General features: G+C 70.9%; 15 protein-coding genes and 4 tRNA genes. 13 read left to right on the top strand and 6 right to left on the bottom strand.

The features are described 5' to 3' along the window. The first annotated feature begins 20 nt into the window (after positions 1 to 20). On the top strand, positions 21 to 620 hold the full coding sequence (locus tag BXA11_RS20660) for an HD domain-containing protein (protein ID WP_076436905.1): 600 nt from the start codon (positions 21 to 23) through the stop codon (positions 618 to 620). A gap of 53 nt (positions 621 to 673) precedes the next feature. Here the strand turns inward: BXA11_RS20660 and BXA11_RS44680 are convergent, their stop codons facing one another. Then, positions 674 to 1,066, bottom strand: a complete 393-nt coding sequence (locus BXA11_RS44680; protein ID WP_030506079.1) for an antibiotic biosynthesis monooxygenase family protein — start codon at positions 1,064 to 1,066, stop codon at positions 674 to 676. A gap of 84 nt (positions 1,067 to 1,150) precedes the next feature. On the opposite strand from BXA11_RS44680, the gene BXA11_RS20670 reads away from it, so the two are divergent. Then, the gene (locus tag BXA11_RS20670) at positions 1,151 to 1,921 is read left to right on the top strand and encodes a fumarylacetoacetate hydrolase family protein (protein ID WP_076436907.1); all 771 of its coding nucleotides are present in this window, start codon (positions 1,151 to 1,153) and stop codon (positions 1,919 to 1,921) included. Between the two features lie 28 nt (positions 1,922 to 1,949). Further along, positions 1,950 to 3,278 (top strand): glutamate--tRNA ligase, encoded by a 1,329-nt coding sequence (gene gltX, locus BXA11_RS20675; protein ID WP_239105094.1) that lies wholly within the window; start codon positions 1,950 to 1,952, stop codon positions 3,276 to 3,278. Here gltX and BXA11_RS20680 read toward each other — a convergent pair. Next, on the bottom strand, positions 3,175 to 4,524 hold the full coding sequence (locus BXA11_RS20680; protein WP_076436911.1) for an MATE family efflux transporter: 1,350 nt from the start codon (positions 4,522 to 4,524) through the stop codon (positions 3,175 to 3,177). The two genes, gltX and BXA11_RS20680, sit on opposite strands and share 104 nt — an antisense overlap. Before the next feature lie 55 nt (positions 4,525 to 4,579). Between BXA11_RS20680 and BXA11_RS20685 the strand changes: the two genes are divergently transcribed. After that, the gene (locus tag BXA11_RS20685) at positions 4,580 to 5,119 is read left to right on the top strand and encodes a PadR family transcriptional regulator (protein ID WP_076436913.1); all 540 of its coding nucleotides are present in this window, start codon (positions 4,580 to 4,582) and stop codon (positions 5,117 to 5,119) included. 3 nt (positions 5,120 to 5,122) lie between these two features. Here the strand turns inward: BXA11_RS20685 and BXA11_RS20690 are convergent, their stop codons facing one another. Continuing rightward, positions 5,123 to 7,105 carry a M3 family metallopeptidase gene (locus BXA11_RS20690; RefSeq protein WP_076436915.1) on the bottom strand — a complete coding sequence of 661 codons (1,983 nt, stop codon included), beginning with the start codon at positions 7,103 to 7,105 and terminating at the stop codon, positions 5,123 to 5,125. A gap of 226 nt (positions 7,106 to 7,331) precedes the next feature. On the opposite strand from BXA11_RS20690, the gene BXA11_RS20695 reads away from it, so the two are divergent. The 6 genes from BXA11_RS20695 to BXA11_RS20720 all read left to right on the top strand — a co-directional run bounded on the left by BXA11_RS20695 (position 7,332) and on the right by BXA11_RS20720 (position 9,464). After that, positions 7,332 to 7,403: transfer RNA gene (locus BXA11_RS20695), tRNA-Gln, on the top strand. A gap of 43 nt (positions 7,404 to 7,446) precedes the next feature. Next, positions 7,447 to 7,519 (top strand) — tRNA-Glu (locus tag BXA11_RS20700). 13 nt (positions 7,520 to 7,532) lie between these two features. Beyond that, positions 7,533 to 7,605: transfer RNA gene (locus BXA11_RS20705), tRNA-Glu, on the top strand. 13 nt (positions 7,606 to 7,618) lie between these two features. After that, positions 7,619 to 7,691 (top strand) — tRNA-Glu (locus tag BXA11_RS20710). A 358-nt stretch (positions 7,692 to 8,049) separates the two neighbouring features. Beyond that, entirely contained in the window at positions 8,050 to 8,487 is a 438-nt protein-coding gene (locus tag BXA11_RS20715; RefSeq protein ID WP_076436917.1) for a MerR family transcriptional regulator, read from the top strand. Continuing rightward, positions 8,484 to 9,464 carry an NAD-dependent epimerase/dehydratase family protein gene (locus BXA11_RS20720; RefSeq protein ID WP_076436920.1) on the top strand — a complete coding sequence of 327 codons (981 nt, stop codon included), beginning with the start codon at positions 8,484 to 8,486 and terminating at the stop codon, positions 9,462 to 9,464. The genes BXA11_RS20715 and BXA11_RS20720 overlap by 4 nt, the downstream gene beginning before the upstream one ends. 16 nt (positions 9,465 to 9,480) lie before the next feature. Here the strand turns inward: BXA11_RS20720 and BXA11_RS20725 are convergent, their stop codons facing one another. The 3 genes from BXA11_RS20725 to BXA11_RS20735 all read right to left on the bottom strand — a co-directional run bounded on the left by BXA11_RS20725 (position 9,481) and on the right by BXA11_RS20735 (position 12,935). Next, complete coding sequence (locus BXA11_RS20725) at positions 9,481 to 10,197, bottom strand: MgtC/SapB family protein (RefSeq protein WP_239105095.1); 717 nt, start codon at positions 10,195 to 10,197, stop codon at positions 9,481 to 9,483. Between the two features lie 106 nt (positions 10,198 to 10,303). Beyond that, entirely contained in the window at positions 10,304 to 12,007 is a 1,704-nt protein-coding gene (locus BXA11_RS20730; protein ID WP_076436922.1) for a hypothetical protein, read from the bottom strand. Between the two features lie 211 nt (positions 12,008 to 12,218). Beyond that, on the bottom strand, positions 12,219 to 12,935 hold the full coding sequence (locus BXA11_RS20735; protein ID WP_030506070.1) for an IclR family transcriptional regulator: 717 nt from the start codon (positions 12,933 to 12,935) through the stop codon (positions 12,219 to 12,221). 140 nt (positions 12,936 to 13,075) lie between these two features. Between BXA11_RS20735 and leuC the strand changes: the two genes are divergently transcribed. From leuC to BXA11_RS20750, 3 genes are read left to right on the top strand one after another with little or no spacing between them, the layout of a single operon-like run. Then, entirely contained in the window at positions 13,076 to 14,461 is a 1,386-nt protein-coding gene (gene leuC / locus BXA11_RS20740; RefSeq protein WP_076436924.1) for a 3-isopropylmalate dehydratase large subunit, read from the top strand. 32 nt (positions 14,462 to 14,493) lie between these two features. Next, positions 14,494 to 15,081 carry a 3-isopropylmalate dehydratase small subunit gene (gene leuD, locus BXA11_RS20745; protein ID WP_076436927.1) on the top strand — a complete coding sequence of 196 codons (588 nt, stop codon included), beginning with the start codon at positions 14,494 to 14,496 and terminating at the stop codon, positions 15,079 to 15,081. Next, the gene (locus BXA11_RS20750; RefSeq protein ID WP_076436929.1) at positions 15,060 to 15,320 is read left to right on the top strand and encodes an SCO5555 family protein; all 261 of its coding nucleotides are present in this window, start codon (positions 15,060 to 15,062) and stop codon (positions 15,318 to 15,320) included. Before leuD ends, BXA11_RS20750 begins: the two co-directional genes overlap by 22 nt. Positions 15,321 to 15,345: the final 25 nt, after the last annotated feature.

Genomic DNA, 15,345 nt, shown 5'->3' on the forward strand with positions numbered 1-15,345 from the left:
CGCTCTGCCAACCTGGAGCCATGCCGGCTCCGTTCTCAGAGACGTTCCCCGAGACACCCGCCGCGACGGCCGCGCTCGCCGTCGCCACCCGCTTCTGCCCGCCCGCGCTGCTCAACCACTCGATCAGGGCCTACCTGTGGGGCGCCGGCTACGCCCGGGCGCACGGGATCGGCTTCGACGACGAGCTGTACTACGTGTCCTCGCTGCTCCACGACATCGGGCTGACCGAGACCTTCGACAGCCATGCGGTGCCGTTCGAGGAGGCGGGGGGACGTCTCGCCTGGGTCTTCGGCATGGCCGCCGGGTGGTCGCCCGAGAGGTCCGCGCGGGCCGAGGAGATCGTCGTCGTCCACATGCGCGATCCGGTCGCCGCGTCCGAGGACCCGGAGTCGCACCTGCTGCAGGTGGCCACGTCGTGGGACGTGTCGGGACAGCGCCCCGGGGAGTTCCCGGCGGACGCCCGTGCCGCCGTGCTCGCGCGCCATCCCCGGCTCGGGTTCGGCGCGGAGTTCATCGCCGCCTTCGAGGAGCAGACGCGGCGCAAGCCGGGCTGCGCGGCGGCCTGCTCCGTCACGGAAGGCATCGGCGCCCGGATCGCCGCCAACCCGCTTGACGCCTGAACGCCCTCGCCCGCGCGAGGCCGACGGGGCGTTCGGACGTCAATGGGCCCGGCTCAGCCGTCCTGCTTGGGGCCGGTGCTCTCCACGACCTCGAACGTCCACAGCTCCGAGTCGGTCGCGGCCGGGCCGCCCTGCCCGTGCCCGTGTCCGTGCCCGTGTCCCTGGGTCTGCCCGTGTCCGTGACCCTGCGCGCCGGCCTCGGCGGCGGCCTGCGCGTGCCCCGCCTGGAACGCCCGACTCTCCTGCCAGCGCCGGAAGTCCTCCTCGCTGCGCCAGCGGGTGTAGACGAGGTAGCGGTCGCTGCCCTCCACCGGCCGCAACAGCTCGAACCACTCGAACCCGTCGGCCGACTCCACCATCCCGGCCCGGCTGGCGAACCGCTTCTCCAGCTCGCGCCGCATCTCCTCGGGCACCGTCAGCACATTGATCTTCACGACCGAAGGCACATGAACTCCCCGTAGCGCTCGACTCCAACTGTCATCAGACCACCTTAAGTACGCCACCGTGGGATACCCCACTAGGCTCGTGACGTGCGTATCGCGAGGTTCTCGATGGGCGACCAGGTCGCCTTCGGCGTGGTGGAAGAAGGCGGGCAGGTCATCGCCCGCATCGGCGGCCATCCCTTCCACGGGGTGGATTTCACCGGCGAGCGGTTCCCGGTCGCCGAGGTCCGCCTGATCGCCCCCATGCTGCCCAGCAAGATCATCGCTATCGGCAAGAACTACGCCGACCATGCCAGGGAGATGGGTGGCGAGCCCCCGGCGGAGCCGGTCGTGTTCCTCAAGCCCAACACGACCGTGATCGGGCCGTCGGAGGCGATCGCCTACCCGGGGAAGCTGTCGGAGCGGGTCGACTACGAGGGCGAGCTGGCCGTGGTGATCGGCCGGCTGTGTCGTGACGTCCCCGCCGAGCGCGCGGGCGAGGTCGTCTTCGGATACACCTGCGCCAACGACGTGACCGCACGCGACCTGCAGGCCAGGGACGGCCAGTGGACCAGGGCCAAGGGCTTCGACACGTTCTGCCCGCTCGGTCCCTGGATCGAGACCGAACTCGACCCGGCCGACCTGGCGATCACCACCACGCTCAACGGCGAGGTCAGGCAGAGCGCCCGCACCTCCCTCCTGCTGCACGACATCCCCGCGCTCATCGCGTACGTGAGCGCGGTCATGACCCTGCTGCCCGGCGACGTCATCCTGACCGGCACGCCCGCCGGGGTGGGCCCGATGTCCGTGGGCGACGAGGTCGGCGTCTCCATCGAAGGAATCGGAACTCTCACTAACCGGGTGATCTCACGTGACTAGGGTGCGCTTCGCCCCTTCGCCCACCGGCATGTTCCACGTCGGCGGCGCCCGCTCGGCGCTGTTCAACTGGGCGATCGCCGAGCAGTCCGGCGGCACGTTCGTGCTGCGCATCGAGGACACGGACGCGGCACGCAACCGGCCCGAGTGGACCGAGGGCATCATCTCGGCCCTCGCCTGGATCGGCATCAACGGCGACTCGCCGCACTTCGAGGGGCCCTACTTCCAGTCCGCCTACGAGCAGCAGCACCGCGACGCCGCGGCCAAGCTGCTCAAGGACGGCAAGGCCTACCACTGCACCTGTACGCGCGACGACGTGAAGGCCAGGACCGGCTCGGAGCACCAGGGCTACGACGGCCACTGCCGCGACCGCGGCCTGACCGAGGGCGCCGTGCGGTTCCGTACGCCCGACGAGGGCGTGACGGTCGTGGACGACAAGGTCCGCGGGCGGGTGGAGTTCCCCAACTCGGCGATGGAGGACTTCGTCATCGTTCGCGGGGACGGCTCGCCGCTGTTCATCCTCGCCAACGTCGTGGACGACATGGAGATGCGCATCAGCCATGTCGTACGGGCCGAGGAGCACCTGTCGAACACGCCCAAACAGCAGCTCCTGTGGAAGGCGCTGGGCGCGGAGCCGCCGGTCTGGGCGCACGTGCCGGTAATCGTCAACGAGAAGCGGCAGAAGCTGTCCAAGCGCCGCGACAAGGTCGCCCTGGAGTCCTACCGCGACGAGGGCTACCTCGCCGAGGCGATGGTCAACTACCTGATGCTGCTCGGCTGGGGGCCCGGCGACGACCGCGAGATCATGCCGTGGTCGGAGATGATGCCGCTGTTCCGGCTGGAGGACGTGAACCAGGCGCCGGCGTTCTTCGACGAGAAGAAGCTGCGGGCCTTCAACGGCGAGTACATCAGGGCGCTGCCCCGCGAGGTGTTCGTCGCCCGCTGCGAGCCGTGGCTCGACCCGTCGTGGGACCGCTCGGTGTTCGACCGCGTGGCCGACCTGGTGCAGACCCGGGTCGCCGTGCTGTCCGAGGTCACCGCCAACGTCGACTTCCTGTTCCTCGACGAGCCCGTCTTCGACCAGGCGTCCTGGGACAAGGCGATGAAGGCGGGCGCTGCCGAGATCCTGGCCGGGTACGCCGAGCGGCTGGAGACGGTCAGCTGGGACCCCGAGTCGCTCAAGACGGCCCTGGAGGAGGTCGGCCTCGCTCACGGGCTCAAGCTCGGCAAGGCGCAGGCCCCCGTCCGTGTGGCGATCACCGGCCGGACCGTGGGCCTGCCGCTGTTCGAGTCGATCGAGGTGCTCGGTCGCGAGCGCTCGCTCCACCGGGTGCGCGCGGCCCTCGCCAGGCTGGCCTGAGCAGGCCGAGCGACAGCGCGGCGCCGGCGGCCATGGCCAGCCAGACTCCCGTGGTGCCCATCCGGGAGCCGAGCAGGAAGGCCAGAGGCAACTGGACGGCGAAGCCCGCCAGTGTGGCCGCGAGCAGGCCGGCGCCCCGCCCGCCGGCCTGCAGCACGCCGCCGACGGCGATCAGCCCGCCGAAGGGCACGAGATAGAGCGGCATGCAGCGCAGGAACCACACGGCCTCCGCGGCCACCGCGGGATCGGCCGTGAACAGGCCCACGGCCGCCGGGGCGAGCGCGTTCAGCACGAGCGAGGCGGCCAGCCCCGCGGCCAGACCGTACAGCACCACGGGAACGGCCTGATGACGACGTGACGACGGGCCGTCCGCCTCGCCGGCGCGCGAGGTGCGGATCATCGCCGCCTGGCGGAGGGCGTAGAAGGACATCACCCCGGCCATCATGATCTTCAGGCCGATGCCGTACCCGGCGAGCGCGGCCACACCCTGCCGGCCGACGATGCCGGTCAGCGCCATGCCCACCAGCGCGCGGGCGAGGAAGTCGCCCGACATGGGCAGCCCGGTGCGCAGGATCGCCGCGGCGTCCGCGCGGTTGACCGAGCCCCGCCCCGTCCCCGTCCCCGTCCCTGTCTCCGTCCGCAGCCGCCGGACGAGCAGGAGGGCGGACACGGCCAGCGTGGCCAGGCGGGCCGCCACGGTGGCCAGCGCGGCTCCCCGCACGCCCAGGCCGAGCCCGTAGATCAGCAGCGGGTCCAGGACGATCACCAGCGCGTTGCACAGCAGGGCGGTCCGCATCGGCGTCCGGGTGTCGCCGAGTCCCTTGAAGACGCCGTCCGCGAGGTTCTGCGCGTAGAAGACCGGGATCCCGGCGAACGCCACGACGAAATAGCCCGCGGTCAGCCCCACCGTCACGGGATCGTCGGTGAACAGGCGGGCGATCGGTTCGCGCAGCAGCACGCCGGGCACCGCCACGGCCAGGGCGAAGACGCCCAGCAGCAGCCACGCCGTACGGATGACCGGGGTCAGCGGGGCACGACCGTCGCGCCGTCCGACCAGGACCGTCGTGCCCGTCCCGACGCACAGGATCACGCCGAGGGCCAGGTTCTCTGTCGTGGTGGCGATCGTGACCGCCGCGACGGCCTCGCTGCCGAGGCCGGAGACCCACAGCGTGTCGATCAAACCGACGGCCACCACGGCCGTCAGGAGTTCGACGTAGACGGGTAGGGCGAGCCTGATCAGGCGCATGCGTTCCCCTCTAATCGAGATACATCGAATAGAGGTATAACGATACGATGCCTCCGTGGCAAGCGGCGACCTGGCGTTGACGATCCTCGGGTTCCTGGACGAGGAGCCCATGCACGGATATGAGCTCAAGCAGCGGATCGCCGAGCTGAGCGGGCACGTCCGGCCGGTCAGCGACGGCGCGCTCTACCCGGCGATCGCCCGGATGGAGGCCGCCGGCCTCCTTCAGCGGCACGAGGAGGAGGGTTCGGGCGCCGCCCGGCGTCAGGTGCTCTCGATCACCGAGCGAGGCCGGGAGGAGCTGCTCAGGCGGCTGCGTGAGCCGTCCGATGTCGAGATCAGCGACCAGGCGAGGTTCTTCACGGTGCTGGCGTTCCTGTCCCGGCTGCCCGACGCCGAGGACCAGGCGCGGGTGCTGCGCCGGCGCCTGGCCTTCCTGGAGACGCCGGCGAGCTTCTTCTACCGCGGCGGAAGGCCCCTCAGGGCCGAGGAGACGCCCGATCCGTTCCGCCGCGGCATGATGCTCGTCGCCCGGGCCGTGACCGCCGCGGAGAAGGACTGGCTCCGGCAGGCCATCTCCGCGCTCACCCGGCCGTGACCGCTACAGCAGCCCGCGGCGGTCCAGCAGGGGAGTGATCTCCGGGTCGCGGCCCCGGAATTCGCGGAACGCCGTCATCGAGTCGACGCTGCCGCCCCGGGACAGCAGGGCCCGGCGGAAGGTGTCGCCGTTCTCCCGGCGCAGCCCGCCGTTCTCGTTGAACCATTCGACGGTGTCGGCGTCGAGAACCTCGCTCCAGATGTAGGAGTAGTAGCCGGCGCTGTAGCCGCTCGCCCAGATGTGGGCGAAGTACATGCTGCGGTATCGCGGCGGGACGGCCGGCAGGTCCACCCCGGCCTCACGCAGCGCCCACCTCTCGAACTCCTCCACGTCCTGCTCGCCGTCGTACGCCGTGTGCCAGGCCCAGTCGAGCAGGGTGGCGGCCAGGTATTCCAGCGTGGCGAAGCCCTGGTTGAACTTCTGCGTCTCCAGCATCCGGTCGACGAGGTCCTGCGGCATCGGCTCGCCCGTCTCGTGGTGCCGGGCGTACTCGGCCAGGATCTCCGGATGGGTCGCCCACATCTCGTTCACCTGGGAGGGGTACTCGACGAAGTCGCGCGGCACCGCCGTGCCGGAGAACCGGGGGTGGCGCACGTCGGAGAACAACCCGTGGAGCGCGTGGCCGAACTCGTGGAACATGGTGTTGACCTCGTCGAACGTCATCAGGGTCGGCTCACCCTTGACGATGTTGAGGTTGTTGACCACGACCGGCCTGGTGCCCTCCAGGCCCGACTGCTTCACCAGGCTGTTCATCCACGCCCCGCCCCGCTTGGAGGCCCTGGCGTGGAAGTCGCCGAGGAACAGGCCCAGCGGGGAGCCGTCCTCGTCGCGCACCTCGAAGACCCGCACCTCGGGGTGGTAGCCGTACAGGTCGGAGCGTTCGTGGAAGGTGACGCCGTACAGGCGCGAGGCCGCGTCGAAGACGCCCTTCTCCAGCACGGTGTTCAGCTCGAAGTACGGACGCATGCGCCTGCTGTCGATGTCGTAGCGGGCCTTGCGCACCTTCTCGGAGTAGAACGCCCAGTCCCACGGCTGGATCGGGTGGCCGGCGAGCTCCTCCAGGTCCGCCTGCTCCTTGCGCGCGTTGGCCACGGCGGGCGGCACGAGCCGGTCGAGCATCTCGGTGACCGCCCCCGTCGTGCCCGCCGTCTGGTCGGCCAGGACGTACTCCGCGTGGTTCTCGTAGCCCAGCAGCCGTGCGCGCTCCCGGCGCAGGACCGCGATCTCCTTGATCAGTTCGGCGTTGGCCACGCCGCGCCCGATCGAGGCCCGGTGAATGCGCTCACGCAGGGACCGGTTGGTCAGCTCGGCCAGGGTGGGCTGCCCGGTGGGCAGGACCAGCGTGATCAGATACTTGCCGTCCAGCCCGCGCTCCCTGGCCTGGTCGGCGAGCCCCTGGATCGCGTCCTGCGACAGCCCGTCGAGTTCGGCGACGTCCTCGACCACCACCGCCCGCTCGTTGGTGTCGGCGAGCAGGTTCTGCTGGAACGCCGTCCCCAGGGCCGACAACCGCTCGTTGATCTCCCTGAGCCTGGCCTGGTCCTGCGGGCCCAGCGTGGCGCCCGCACGGGTGAAGTCGGTGAGGTAGCGCTTCAGCAGCCACGCCTGCTCCTCGTCGGCCGTCTCGACCGCCTGGATGCGCGCGAAGAGCGTGGCGTTGAGGTGGATCGCGTCGGCGTGCTTGGCGAGCTTCGGCGTGACGTCCTTCTGGATCTCCTGGACGCCCGGCGTCGTGTCGGAGGACGCCTGGTTGAAGAACACCGCGGAGACCCGTTCGAGCAGGGCGCCGGACCTCTCCAGCGCCTCGATGGTGTTCTCGAAGGTCGGGGGCTCCGGGTTCTCGGCGATCGCCTCGACCTCCGCGAGCTGTTCGGCCATGCCCTGCTCGAACGCCGGCCCGTAGTGCTCCTCCCTGATCTCCTCGAAGGGGGGCAGCCCGTAGGGCAGGGTGCTCGGGCTGAGGAAGGGGTTCGCGGCCGTGGTCATGGCTGGCGGCTCCTCACGTGGTGCTGACGTTTCCCCCAGCCTCGCACAGGAGGATCCGGCCCTGCGCGCAGGAGGAGCGGCCTCCTCCATCAGGGGGATCGGCCCTGCGTACGGGCGATCGGATCACGAGATCGCGAGGCGCGCCGCAATCGTTTTGGTAGTGGGTCGCAAGCTGGGCTATTCTTTCGGAGTCGCAAGCGAGAGCCGCGAGGCCCCCGCAAGCAGATGGGGTATGGGGTAATTGGCAGCCCGACGGATTCTGGCTCCGTTAGTCTAGGTTCGAGTCCTGGTACCCCAGCTGGATCCCCCCAAGGGATTCTGCTGGAAACAGCGCAGTGCAAGGTCCCGTCGTCTAGTGGCCTAGGACGCCGCCCTCTCAAGGCGGTAACGGCGGTTCGAATCCGCTCGGGACTACTTCACTGCACTCGGCTCCGTCGTCTAGTGGCCTAGGACGCCGCCCTCTCAAGGCGGTAACGGCGGTTCGAATCCGCTCGGGACTACTTCACTGCACTCGGCTCCGTCGTCTAGTGGCCTAGGACGCCGCCCTCTCAAGGCGGTAGCGCCGGTTCGAATCCGGTCGGGGCTACATCATCGAAGACCCTCGGCACTTCCCCGTGCCGGGGGTTTTTGCCGTTCAAGGACGCCGCGCCCTGCTCATGGCCCGCTGCGCGGGCGCGACTCCGGTCGGGGGCTGCTTCATCATCGGAAACCCTCGGCACTTCCCCGTGCCGGGGGTTTTTGCCGTTCATGGACGCCGCGCCCTGCTCATGGCCCGCTGCGCGGGCGCGACTCCGGTCGGGGGCTGCTTCATCATCGAAGACCCTCGGCACTTCCCCGTGCCGGGGGTTTTTGCCGTTCATGGACGCCGCGCCCTGCTCATGGGCCGTTGGCCCTGCTCTGGCGTGTTTGACTTCAAGCGCTTGAAGTGTGGTCTGCTGCCTGACATGGCAACCATCACCATCCAGGACGTTTCCCGGCGCAGCGGGCTGAGCGAGCCGACGCTGCGCTACTACGAAGACGTCGGGCTGATCGGCCCGATCGACCGCGACGAGAACAGCGGGCACCGCCGTTACCGCGACGAGGACCTCGATGTGATCGAGGCACTGGCCTGTCTGCGCACGGCCGGCGTGGGTATCGGGGACATGCGCGCCTACCTGGCCAACCGCGCACGCGGGCGGGCGGCGGCGGCCGAGCAGCGTGATCTGCTGCTTCGTCACGCAGAGCGCATCGCGGCCGAGATCGCCGCCCAGCAGGTGCGGCTCGGCTATCTGCGCGAGAAGGCGGCGTTGTGGGACGCCCGCGACCGTGGTGACACCGTGGCGGAGGCCGAGGCGACGCAGCGTCTCGTGGACACGGTCGGTCGCTTGAGGGGGCTGCTATGAGCCGGGTTCTGGTCACCGGCGGGGCCGGCTACGTGGGCACGCAGCTGATCGCGGCGCTGCTGCGGGCCGGGCGATCCGTGCGCGCGACCGTGCGTTCGACGGCACGCGAGGCCGGTCTGCGGGCCGCGGTGCGCCGCGGCGACGCCGACGACGCCGGCCTGGAGATCGTAGCCGCGGACCTGACGGCCGACGACGAGTGGGCCGCCGCGGTGGCCGGGTGCGACGAGGTCCATCACGTCGCCTCGCCCTTCCCGGCCGTCCAGCCCGAGGATCCCGGCGAGCTGATCGTCCCTGCCCGCGAGGGTACGCTGCGGGTGCTGCGCGCCGCGCGCGACGCGGGTGCCCGGCGCGTCGTGCTCACCTCGTCCTTCGCCGCGGTCGGATACACGCCGAAGCCGGGCGCCGAGTTCACCGAGGCCGACTGGACCGATCCTGACACCCCGGGACTGGCGCCCTACCCGCGTTCCAAGGCGATCGCCGAGCGGGCCGCGTGGGACCTGATGGAGCGTGAGGGCGGCGACACCGAGCTCGTCGTGGTCAACCCGACGTTCATCCTCGGGCCCATCCTGGCGACCGCGCCGGGCTCCTCCGTGCAGCTGATCAAGGCGATGCTCGACGGGACGATGACCGTCGCGCCCCGCCGGCGCTTCGGCATCGTCGACGTGCGCGATGTGGCCGACCTGCACATCCGCGCCATGGCCGCGCCCGAGGCCGCAGGCAAGCGCTACCTGGCGGTCGCCGACGGCCCGGCGCTGAGCTTCCTGGAGGTGGCTGAGATCCTGCGCCGGCGGCTCGGCCCGTTCGCCGCGCGCGTTCCCACACAGGAGGCGCCCGGGATCGATCCGCCGCGACCGATCATCCACAACGATCGGGCCCGCGACGAACTCGCATGGCGTCCGCGCCCCGCCGAGACGGCGATCGTGCAGACAGCGGAGAGCCTGCGCGACCTCGGACTGGTGGGGACTGCGAAAGCGTGAGGCTCTCGGACCCCGGCTAAAGGTGCTCGGCGTCGGCGCAGGCGACGGTGAGCACGCCCTCCGTCTCGGCCAGCCTGCTCGTGAGGTCCGCGATCGAGCCCGGGCCGTGGATCAGCAGGGTGACCGTGACCGTGCCGGCCTCCTGGCTCGTGCCGCGCTGTTCAAGCGACACTTCGTCGACCACGAAACGCAGGCCCGTGCACTCGGCCAGGGCCCGGCGCAGCACGCCCCGGCCGTCCGCGTACGACAGGCGCAGTCGCGACTGGGCGTGCTTGGAGCGGGGGAGGCGGGCGGCCAGCGGGGTGAGCCCCAGCATCACGACGAAGTTCCCCGCCGTGGCCAGGACGGCGAGCAGCCAGAGGCCGGCTCCCGCGGCCATGCCTACTCCGGCGGTGAGCCACACGGCGGCGGCGGTGGTCAGCCCCTTGACCGCGTCGCGGCGTACGAAGATCAGCCCGCCGCCGATGAAGCCGATGCCGGAGACGATCTGGGCCGCCACCCGCGACGGGTCGAGCACCACGGAGTCGCCGAGGATGTCGGAGAAGCCGTGCTTGGACACGAGCATGAACAACGCGGCGCCGAACCCCACCAGCGTGTGGGTGCGCAGCCCGGCGCTCTTCTGCCGGATCTCCCGCTCCAGCCCGATGGCCGCCGACAGCACGAGCGCGAGGGCGAGATCGACGGCCGGCTGCCACCACGCCACAGCGCTCACCACGGGTGAGAACGGGGTCACGCGACCAGACTAAGTCCGCGCGCCCGGGTCGGTCATCCTGACGTGACGGCAGCGGCGGCGAGGCCGGGGCGGCGGTGTCCGCCGCCACCCCGGCCTCGCCGAGCCGCTAGTGTCCCGACCGCGCCTTGAACAGCGCCCGCTTGGCGGCCTTGACCACCTGCTTGTCCGGGTGGGTCTCGCCGATGAGGTCCAGCAGCTCCTCGATGTGGGGGTGGTGGACCTTCCAGATCACGTCGAGCAGCCCGATGAGGGTCTGCGCCGGGCCGATGTCGTGCAGGCTGGACACGAACTCCGGCCGGCCGAGTCCGGCGGAGATCGTCCACATGTCGAGGATCAGCCAGTGGGTGTCGGCCTGGGTCGGCTCCGGGGCGTCCTCGACGTCCATCTGGGTCAGGTGCGTCGCGGCGTACGGCCGCAGCGACGGCTCCTTCAGCGCCTCCTGCCAGGCGGGGATGGCGGCCTCGCCCAGGGAGCCCACCAGGCTGGCGGCCTGGACCCGCACGAGGGCGTCCGCCTCCTCCTCGGCGGCGGCTTCGAGCAGCTCGGCGGCGGCCCGCGCCGGGTCGCGCATGGCGAGCCAGGCGGCGAACTCCTCGTCGGCCTCCTCCTCGGACATGTCGGCGCTGAACGACAGCAGGTCGAGCGCGGTCATCGCGTCGATAGCGGGACGGGCGTCGATCTCGATGTCCTCGTCGTCCAGCAGGTGGACGAGGCCCTCCGTGCCGAGCGGCGTCAGGGTCACCGCCTCGCCCTCGACCGTGACCATGCCGTAGCCGGTCAGCCAGGCGAGCACGGAGGCGAGCGGGTCGCCGGCCGCGGCCCAGGCGTCGGCGCCCAGGTCGTCGTACTCCGCCGCGGCCTCGGCCAGCTCCTCGCGCAGCGAGGGCACCGGCCGCGTGCCGCCGGCCAGCAGCACGCGGATCAGCAGCGCGCGGGTCAGGCCGGACAGGGCCAGCGTGAGGTCGTCGTCGTCAAGCTCAGGGTCGCCGTAGTCGAGCGAGTGGAGGCCGAGCATCCAGGCGTCCAGGACGTCGTCGTCGTCCTCGAAGGGCCAGGCGGCGGTGTCGGAGTCCACGCTGACCGTGTCGTCGCCGTCGGGGGCGAGGAACTCCAGGTCGATCGCGAGGTTCCACAGGTTCCAGATGTTGCGCGCGTCGGGCAGGCCGAGCGTGCGCACCGCCTCGTCCACCTCGGATTCGGTGAGCAGCGTCTCCTCGCCCACCTTGCGCCCGGTGCCGACCCACAGCGCCAGGTCGCGGGCCTGCGCGATGAGCGTCACCCCGCGGGCCGCCTCGGCCAGCTCGTTGTCAGGACGCAGCCTGATCGTGGGCAGGGCGCCGATCTCGTCGGCGAACGGCTCGAAGTCGCCGAGGCCCTCGTCGGCCTCGTCCTCGTCGAGCTCGTCCTCCTCCTCGTCCCAGTCGCGCTCGGCGATGGCGTCCTCCATCGCGTCCACGAAGTCGTCCTCGACCTCGTCGAGCTCCGCGAGCAGGGTCTCCAGGGTCGCCGAGCCCGGCGAGAGCCGCCCGGTGGACGACAGGAAGGTCAGATAGGCCCGGACGGCGGGGACCATGCCGTCCGCGGCGGCGTCGGGGTCCTCGACCACCTGGGGCATGCGCTCCAGCAGGACCGTGCGCAGGTCGCCGCGCTTCCACAGCCCGACGTCGTTGCGGGCGATCAGCCGATGCCACAGGGCGACGGGGCCCACGAGGTCGGGGTCGCTGCCGGGTGCGTTGTCCGGCGCCCAGAGGATGAATTCTTGGAGCAGGGGACGCAGTTCAGCGGCGGCTGCCTCGATGCGGTCTGTCACCCCGCCAGCCTAGTGCCGCGACCGCCAGGATTTGCCCGGAAGAAGCGGTGTTCGAAGTGGTGCATCGCGAGGCGGAGGAGGAGCTCGCGGCGGAGCCTGCGAGTGATCTTCGCGGGTGGGCGGCGGCGCGGCGAGGCGCCGCTCCGGGTGACGCCACGGGGGCGAACACCGGCGGGAGGGGCGCCAGGACTGCCGGGACGCCGCTCTCCGATCAGTTCGCGCGGCGCATGGCTTCGGTTATCCGCTCGGCGGCCGCGACGACGGGGGCGGCGTGCATCCGGCCGGGCGTACGGGTCAGCCGCTCTATGGGACCGGACACGGAGACCGCGGCGATCACCTTGCCGCCCGCGCCGCGGATGGGCGCGGAGACGCTCGCCACCCCCTGCTCGCGCTCGCCGACGCTGTGCGCCCAGCCCCTCCTGCGTACGCTCGCGAGCGTGGCGGCGGTGAACTTCGCCCCCCGCAGGCCGCGGTGGAGCCGGTCGGGCTCCTCCCAGGCGAGCAGTATCTGCGCGGCGGAGCCCGCGGTCATGGGCAGCGCGGAGCCGACCGGCACCGTGTCGCGCAGTCCGCTGGCGCGCTCTGCGGCGGCCACGCAGACCCGCTCGTCGCCCTGGCGCCGGTAAAGTTGAGCGCTCTCTCCGGTGAGGTCGCGAAGATGAGTGAGCACCGGGCCGGCGACGGCCAGCAACCGGTCCTCGCCCGCCGCCGTGGACAGTTCCGACAGGCGGGGCCCGAGGATGAACCGGCCCTGCGTGTCGCGGGAGACGATGCGGTGGTGCTCCAGCGCGACGGCGAGCCGGTGGGCCGTCGGCCTGGCCAGGCCGGTCGCCTGGACGAGCTGTGCCAGGGAAGCGGGGCCCGCCTCCAGGGCGTTGAGTACGAGAACCGCCTTGTCGAGTACTCCGACCCCGCTAGAGTTGTCCATACCCCGATACTGCCGTCTCGCCATACGAGATGCAAACGCAATGTTGGGCAACAGCAGATACAGTGTCCATATCCCGATATTTCCGTCTCATCATGAGAGACACGACCGCGGGGGTCTGAACGCGAGGAGGCGTCACAACCATGGGTCGCACACTGGCTGAGAAAGTCTGGGAGCAGCACGTCGTACGCCGTGCCGAAGGCGAACCCGACCTGCTCTACATCGACCTGCACCTCATCCACGAGGTGACCAGCCCGCAGGCGTTCGACGGCCTGCGCATGGCCGCCCGCACCGTGCGTCGCCCCGAGCTCACGATCGCCACCGAGGACCACAACGTCCCGACCGTGCTCGGGCCGATCTCCGACCCGGTGTCGCGCACGCAGGTCGAGACGCTGCGCAAGAACGCCGCGGAGTTCGGCATCCGCCTGCACCCGATGGGCGACGCCGGTCAGGGCGTGGTGCACATCATCGGCCCGCAGTTCGGGCTGACCCAGCCCGGCATGACGATCGTCTGCGGCGACTCGCACACCTCGACCCACGGGGCGTTCGGCGCCATCGCGTTCGGCATCGGGACCTCCGAGGTCGAGCACGTGCTGGCCACCCAGACGCTGCCCGCCTACCGGCCCAAGACGATGGCCATCGAGGTCAAGGGCGAGCTGCCGGTCGGCGTGACCGCCAAGGACCTGATCCTCGCGATCATCGCGAAGATCGGCACCGGCGGCGGCCAGGGCTACATCGTCGAGTACCGCGGCGAGGCCGTGCGCAAGCTCTCCATGGAGGGCCGCATGACCGTCTGCAACATGTCGATCGAGGCCGGCGCGCGGGCGGGCATGATCGCCCCCGACGAGACCACGTTCGAGTACCTGCGCGGCCGTCCCCACGCACCCGAGGGCGAGTCCTGGGACCGGGCCGTCGAGTACTGGAAGACGCTGCGCACCGACGACGACGCCGAGTTCGACAAGGTCGTGGAGATCGACGCCTCGACCCTCACGCCGTTCGTCACGTGGGGCACCAACCCGGGCCAGGGCGCGCCGCTCGGCTCCGCCGTGCCGGCGCCCGAGCAGTTCGGCGACCCGGTCGAGCGGTCCGCCGCCGAGCGGGCGCTGGAGTACATGGGCCTGACCGCGGGCACGCCGCTGCGCGAGATCCAGGTGGACACCGTCTTCGTCGGCTCCTGCACCAACGGCCGGATCGAGGACCTGCGCGCGGCCGCCGAGATCCTGCGGGGCCGCAAGGTCGTCACCCGTACGCTGATCGTCCCGGGCTCCATGGGGGTCAAGAAGGCGGCCGAGGAGGAGGGCCTCCACGAGGTCTTCAAAGCGGCGGGGGCCGAGTGGCGCGAGGCCGGCTGCTCGATGTGCCTGGGCATGAACCCCGACACCCTGAAGCCGGGCGAGCGCAGCGCCTCGACCTCCAACCGCAACTTCGAGGGCCGCCAGGGCAAGGGCGGGCGCACTCACCTGGTCTCGCCGCAGGTGGCGGCCGCGACCGCGGTGACCGGCCGGCTGACCGCCCCCGCCGACCTCTAGTCCGCCCGCCCCAGTCCCAGGAAGAGATCATCATGGATGCCTTCACCACTCACACCGGCCGGGCCGTGCCGCTGCGCCGCAGCAACGTGGACACCGACCAGATCATCCCGGCGGTCTGGCTTAAGCAGGTCAGCCGTACGGGCTTCGAGAAGGGCCTGTTCGCCGCCTGGCGCGAGGACCCGTCCTTCGTGCTGAACGACCCGGTGTACGAGGGCGCGTCGATCCTGGTGTCCGGGCCCGACTTCGGCACCGGCTCCTCGCGTGAGCACGCCGTCTGGGCCCTCCAGCAGTACGGCTTCCGCGTCGTGATCGCCTCGCGGTTCGGCGACATCTTCCGCAACAACTCCACGAAGATGGGCCTGCTGCCGGTCATCCTGCCCGAGGACGTGGTCGAGCGCCTGCAGGACGCGGCCGAGGCCGACCCGAAGACGGAGATCACCGTCGACCTGGCGGAGCGCCAGGTGCGGTCGGGCGACCTGGTGGCCTCGTTCGAGATCGACGACTACACCCGCTGGCGGCTGATGGAGGGCCTCGACGACATCGGGCTGACCCTGCGTCACGCGGACGCCATCGAGGAGTACGAGAATGGACGGCAGCCATGGCTGCCGACGACTGTCTGAACGATCCTCAGACCCGAGATGAGCTGCTGGCGCGGCGACTGCGTGATGCGCATCGCCGCGTCAGAGCGTTAGCCTTACCACAGGAGGAGCAGGCCCGCCTGGCGCGACGGCTGCTTGCTATCTGTGACGTGGCAAAGCGGGACATAGCCCATGCGGCCGCCCGGCTGGACGCCTTCATCGCCTATCTGGACGGCACATTCGACACGCCGAGCAGGCGAAACATGCCCCCCGGTGATTGAAGTCCCGCGACCTCGTCCCCTAATT

The sequence above is a fragment of the Microbispora rosea genome (genome assembly GCF_900156315.1).
GTDB classification, from domain to species: Bacteria; Actinomycetota; Actinomycetes; order Streptosporangiales; family Streptosporangiaceae; genus Microbispora; species Microbispora rosea.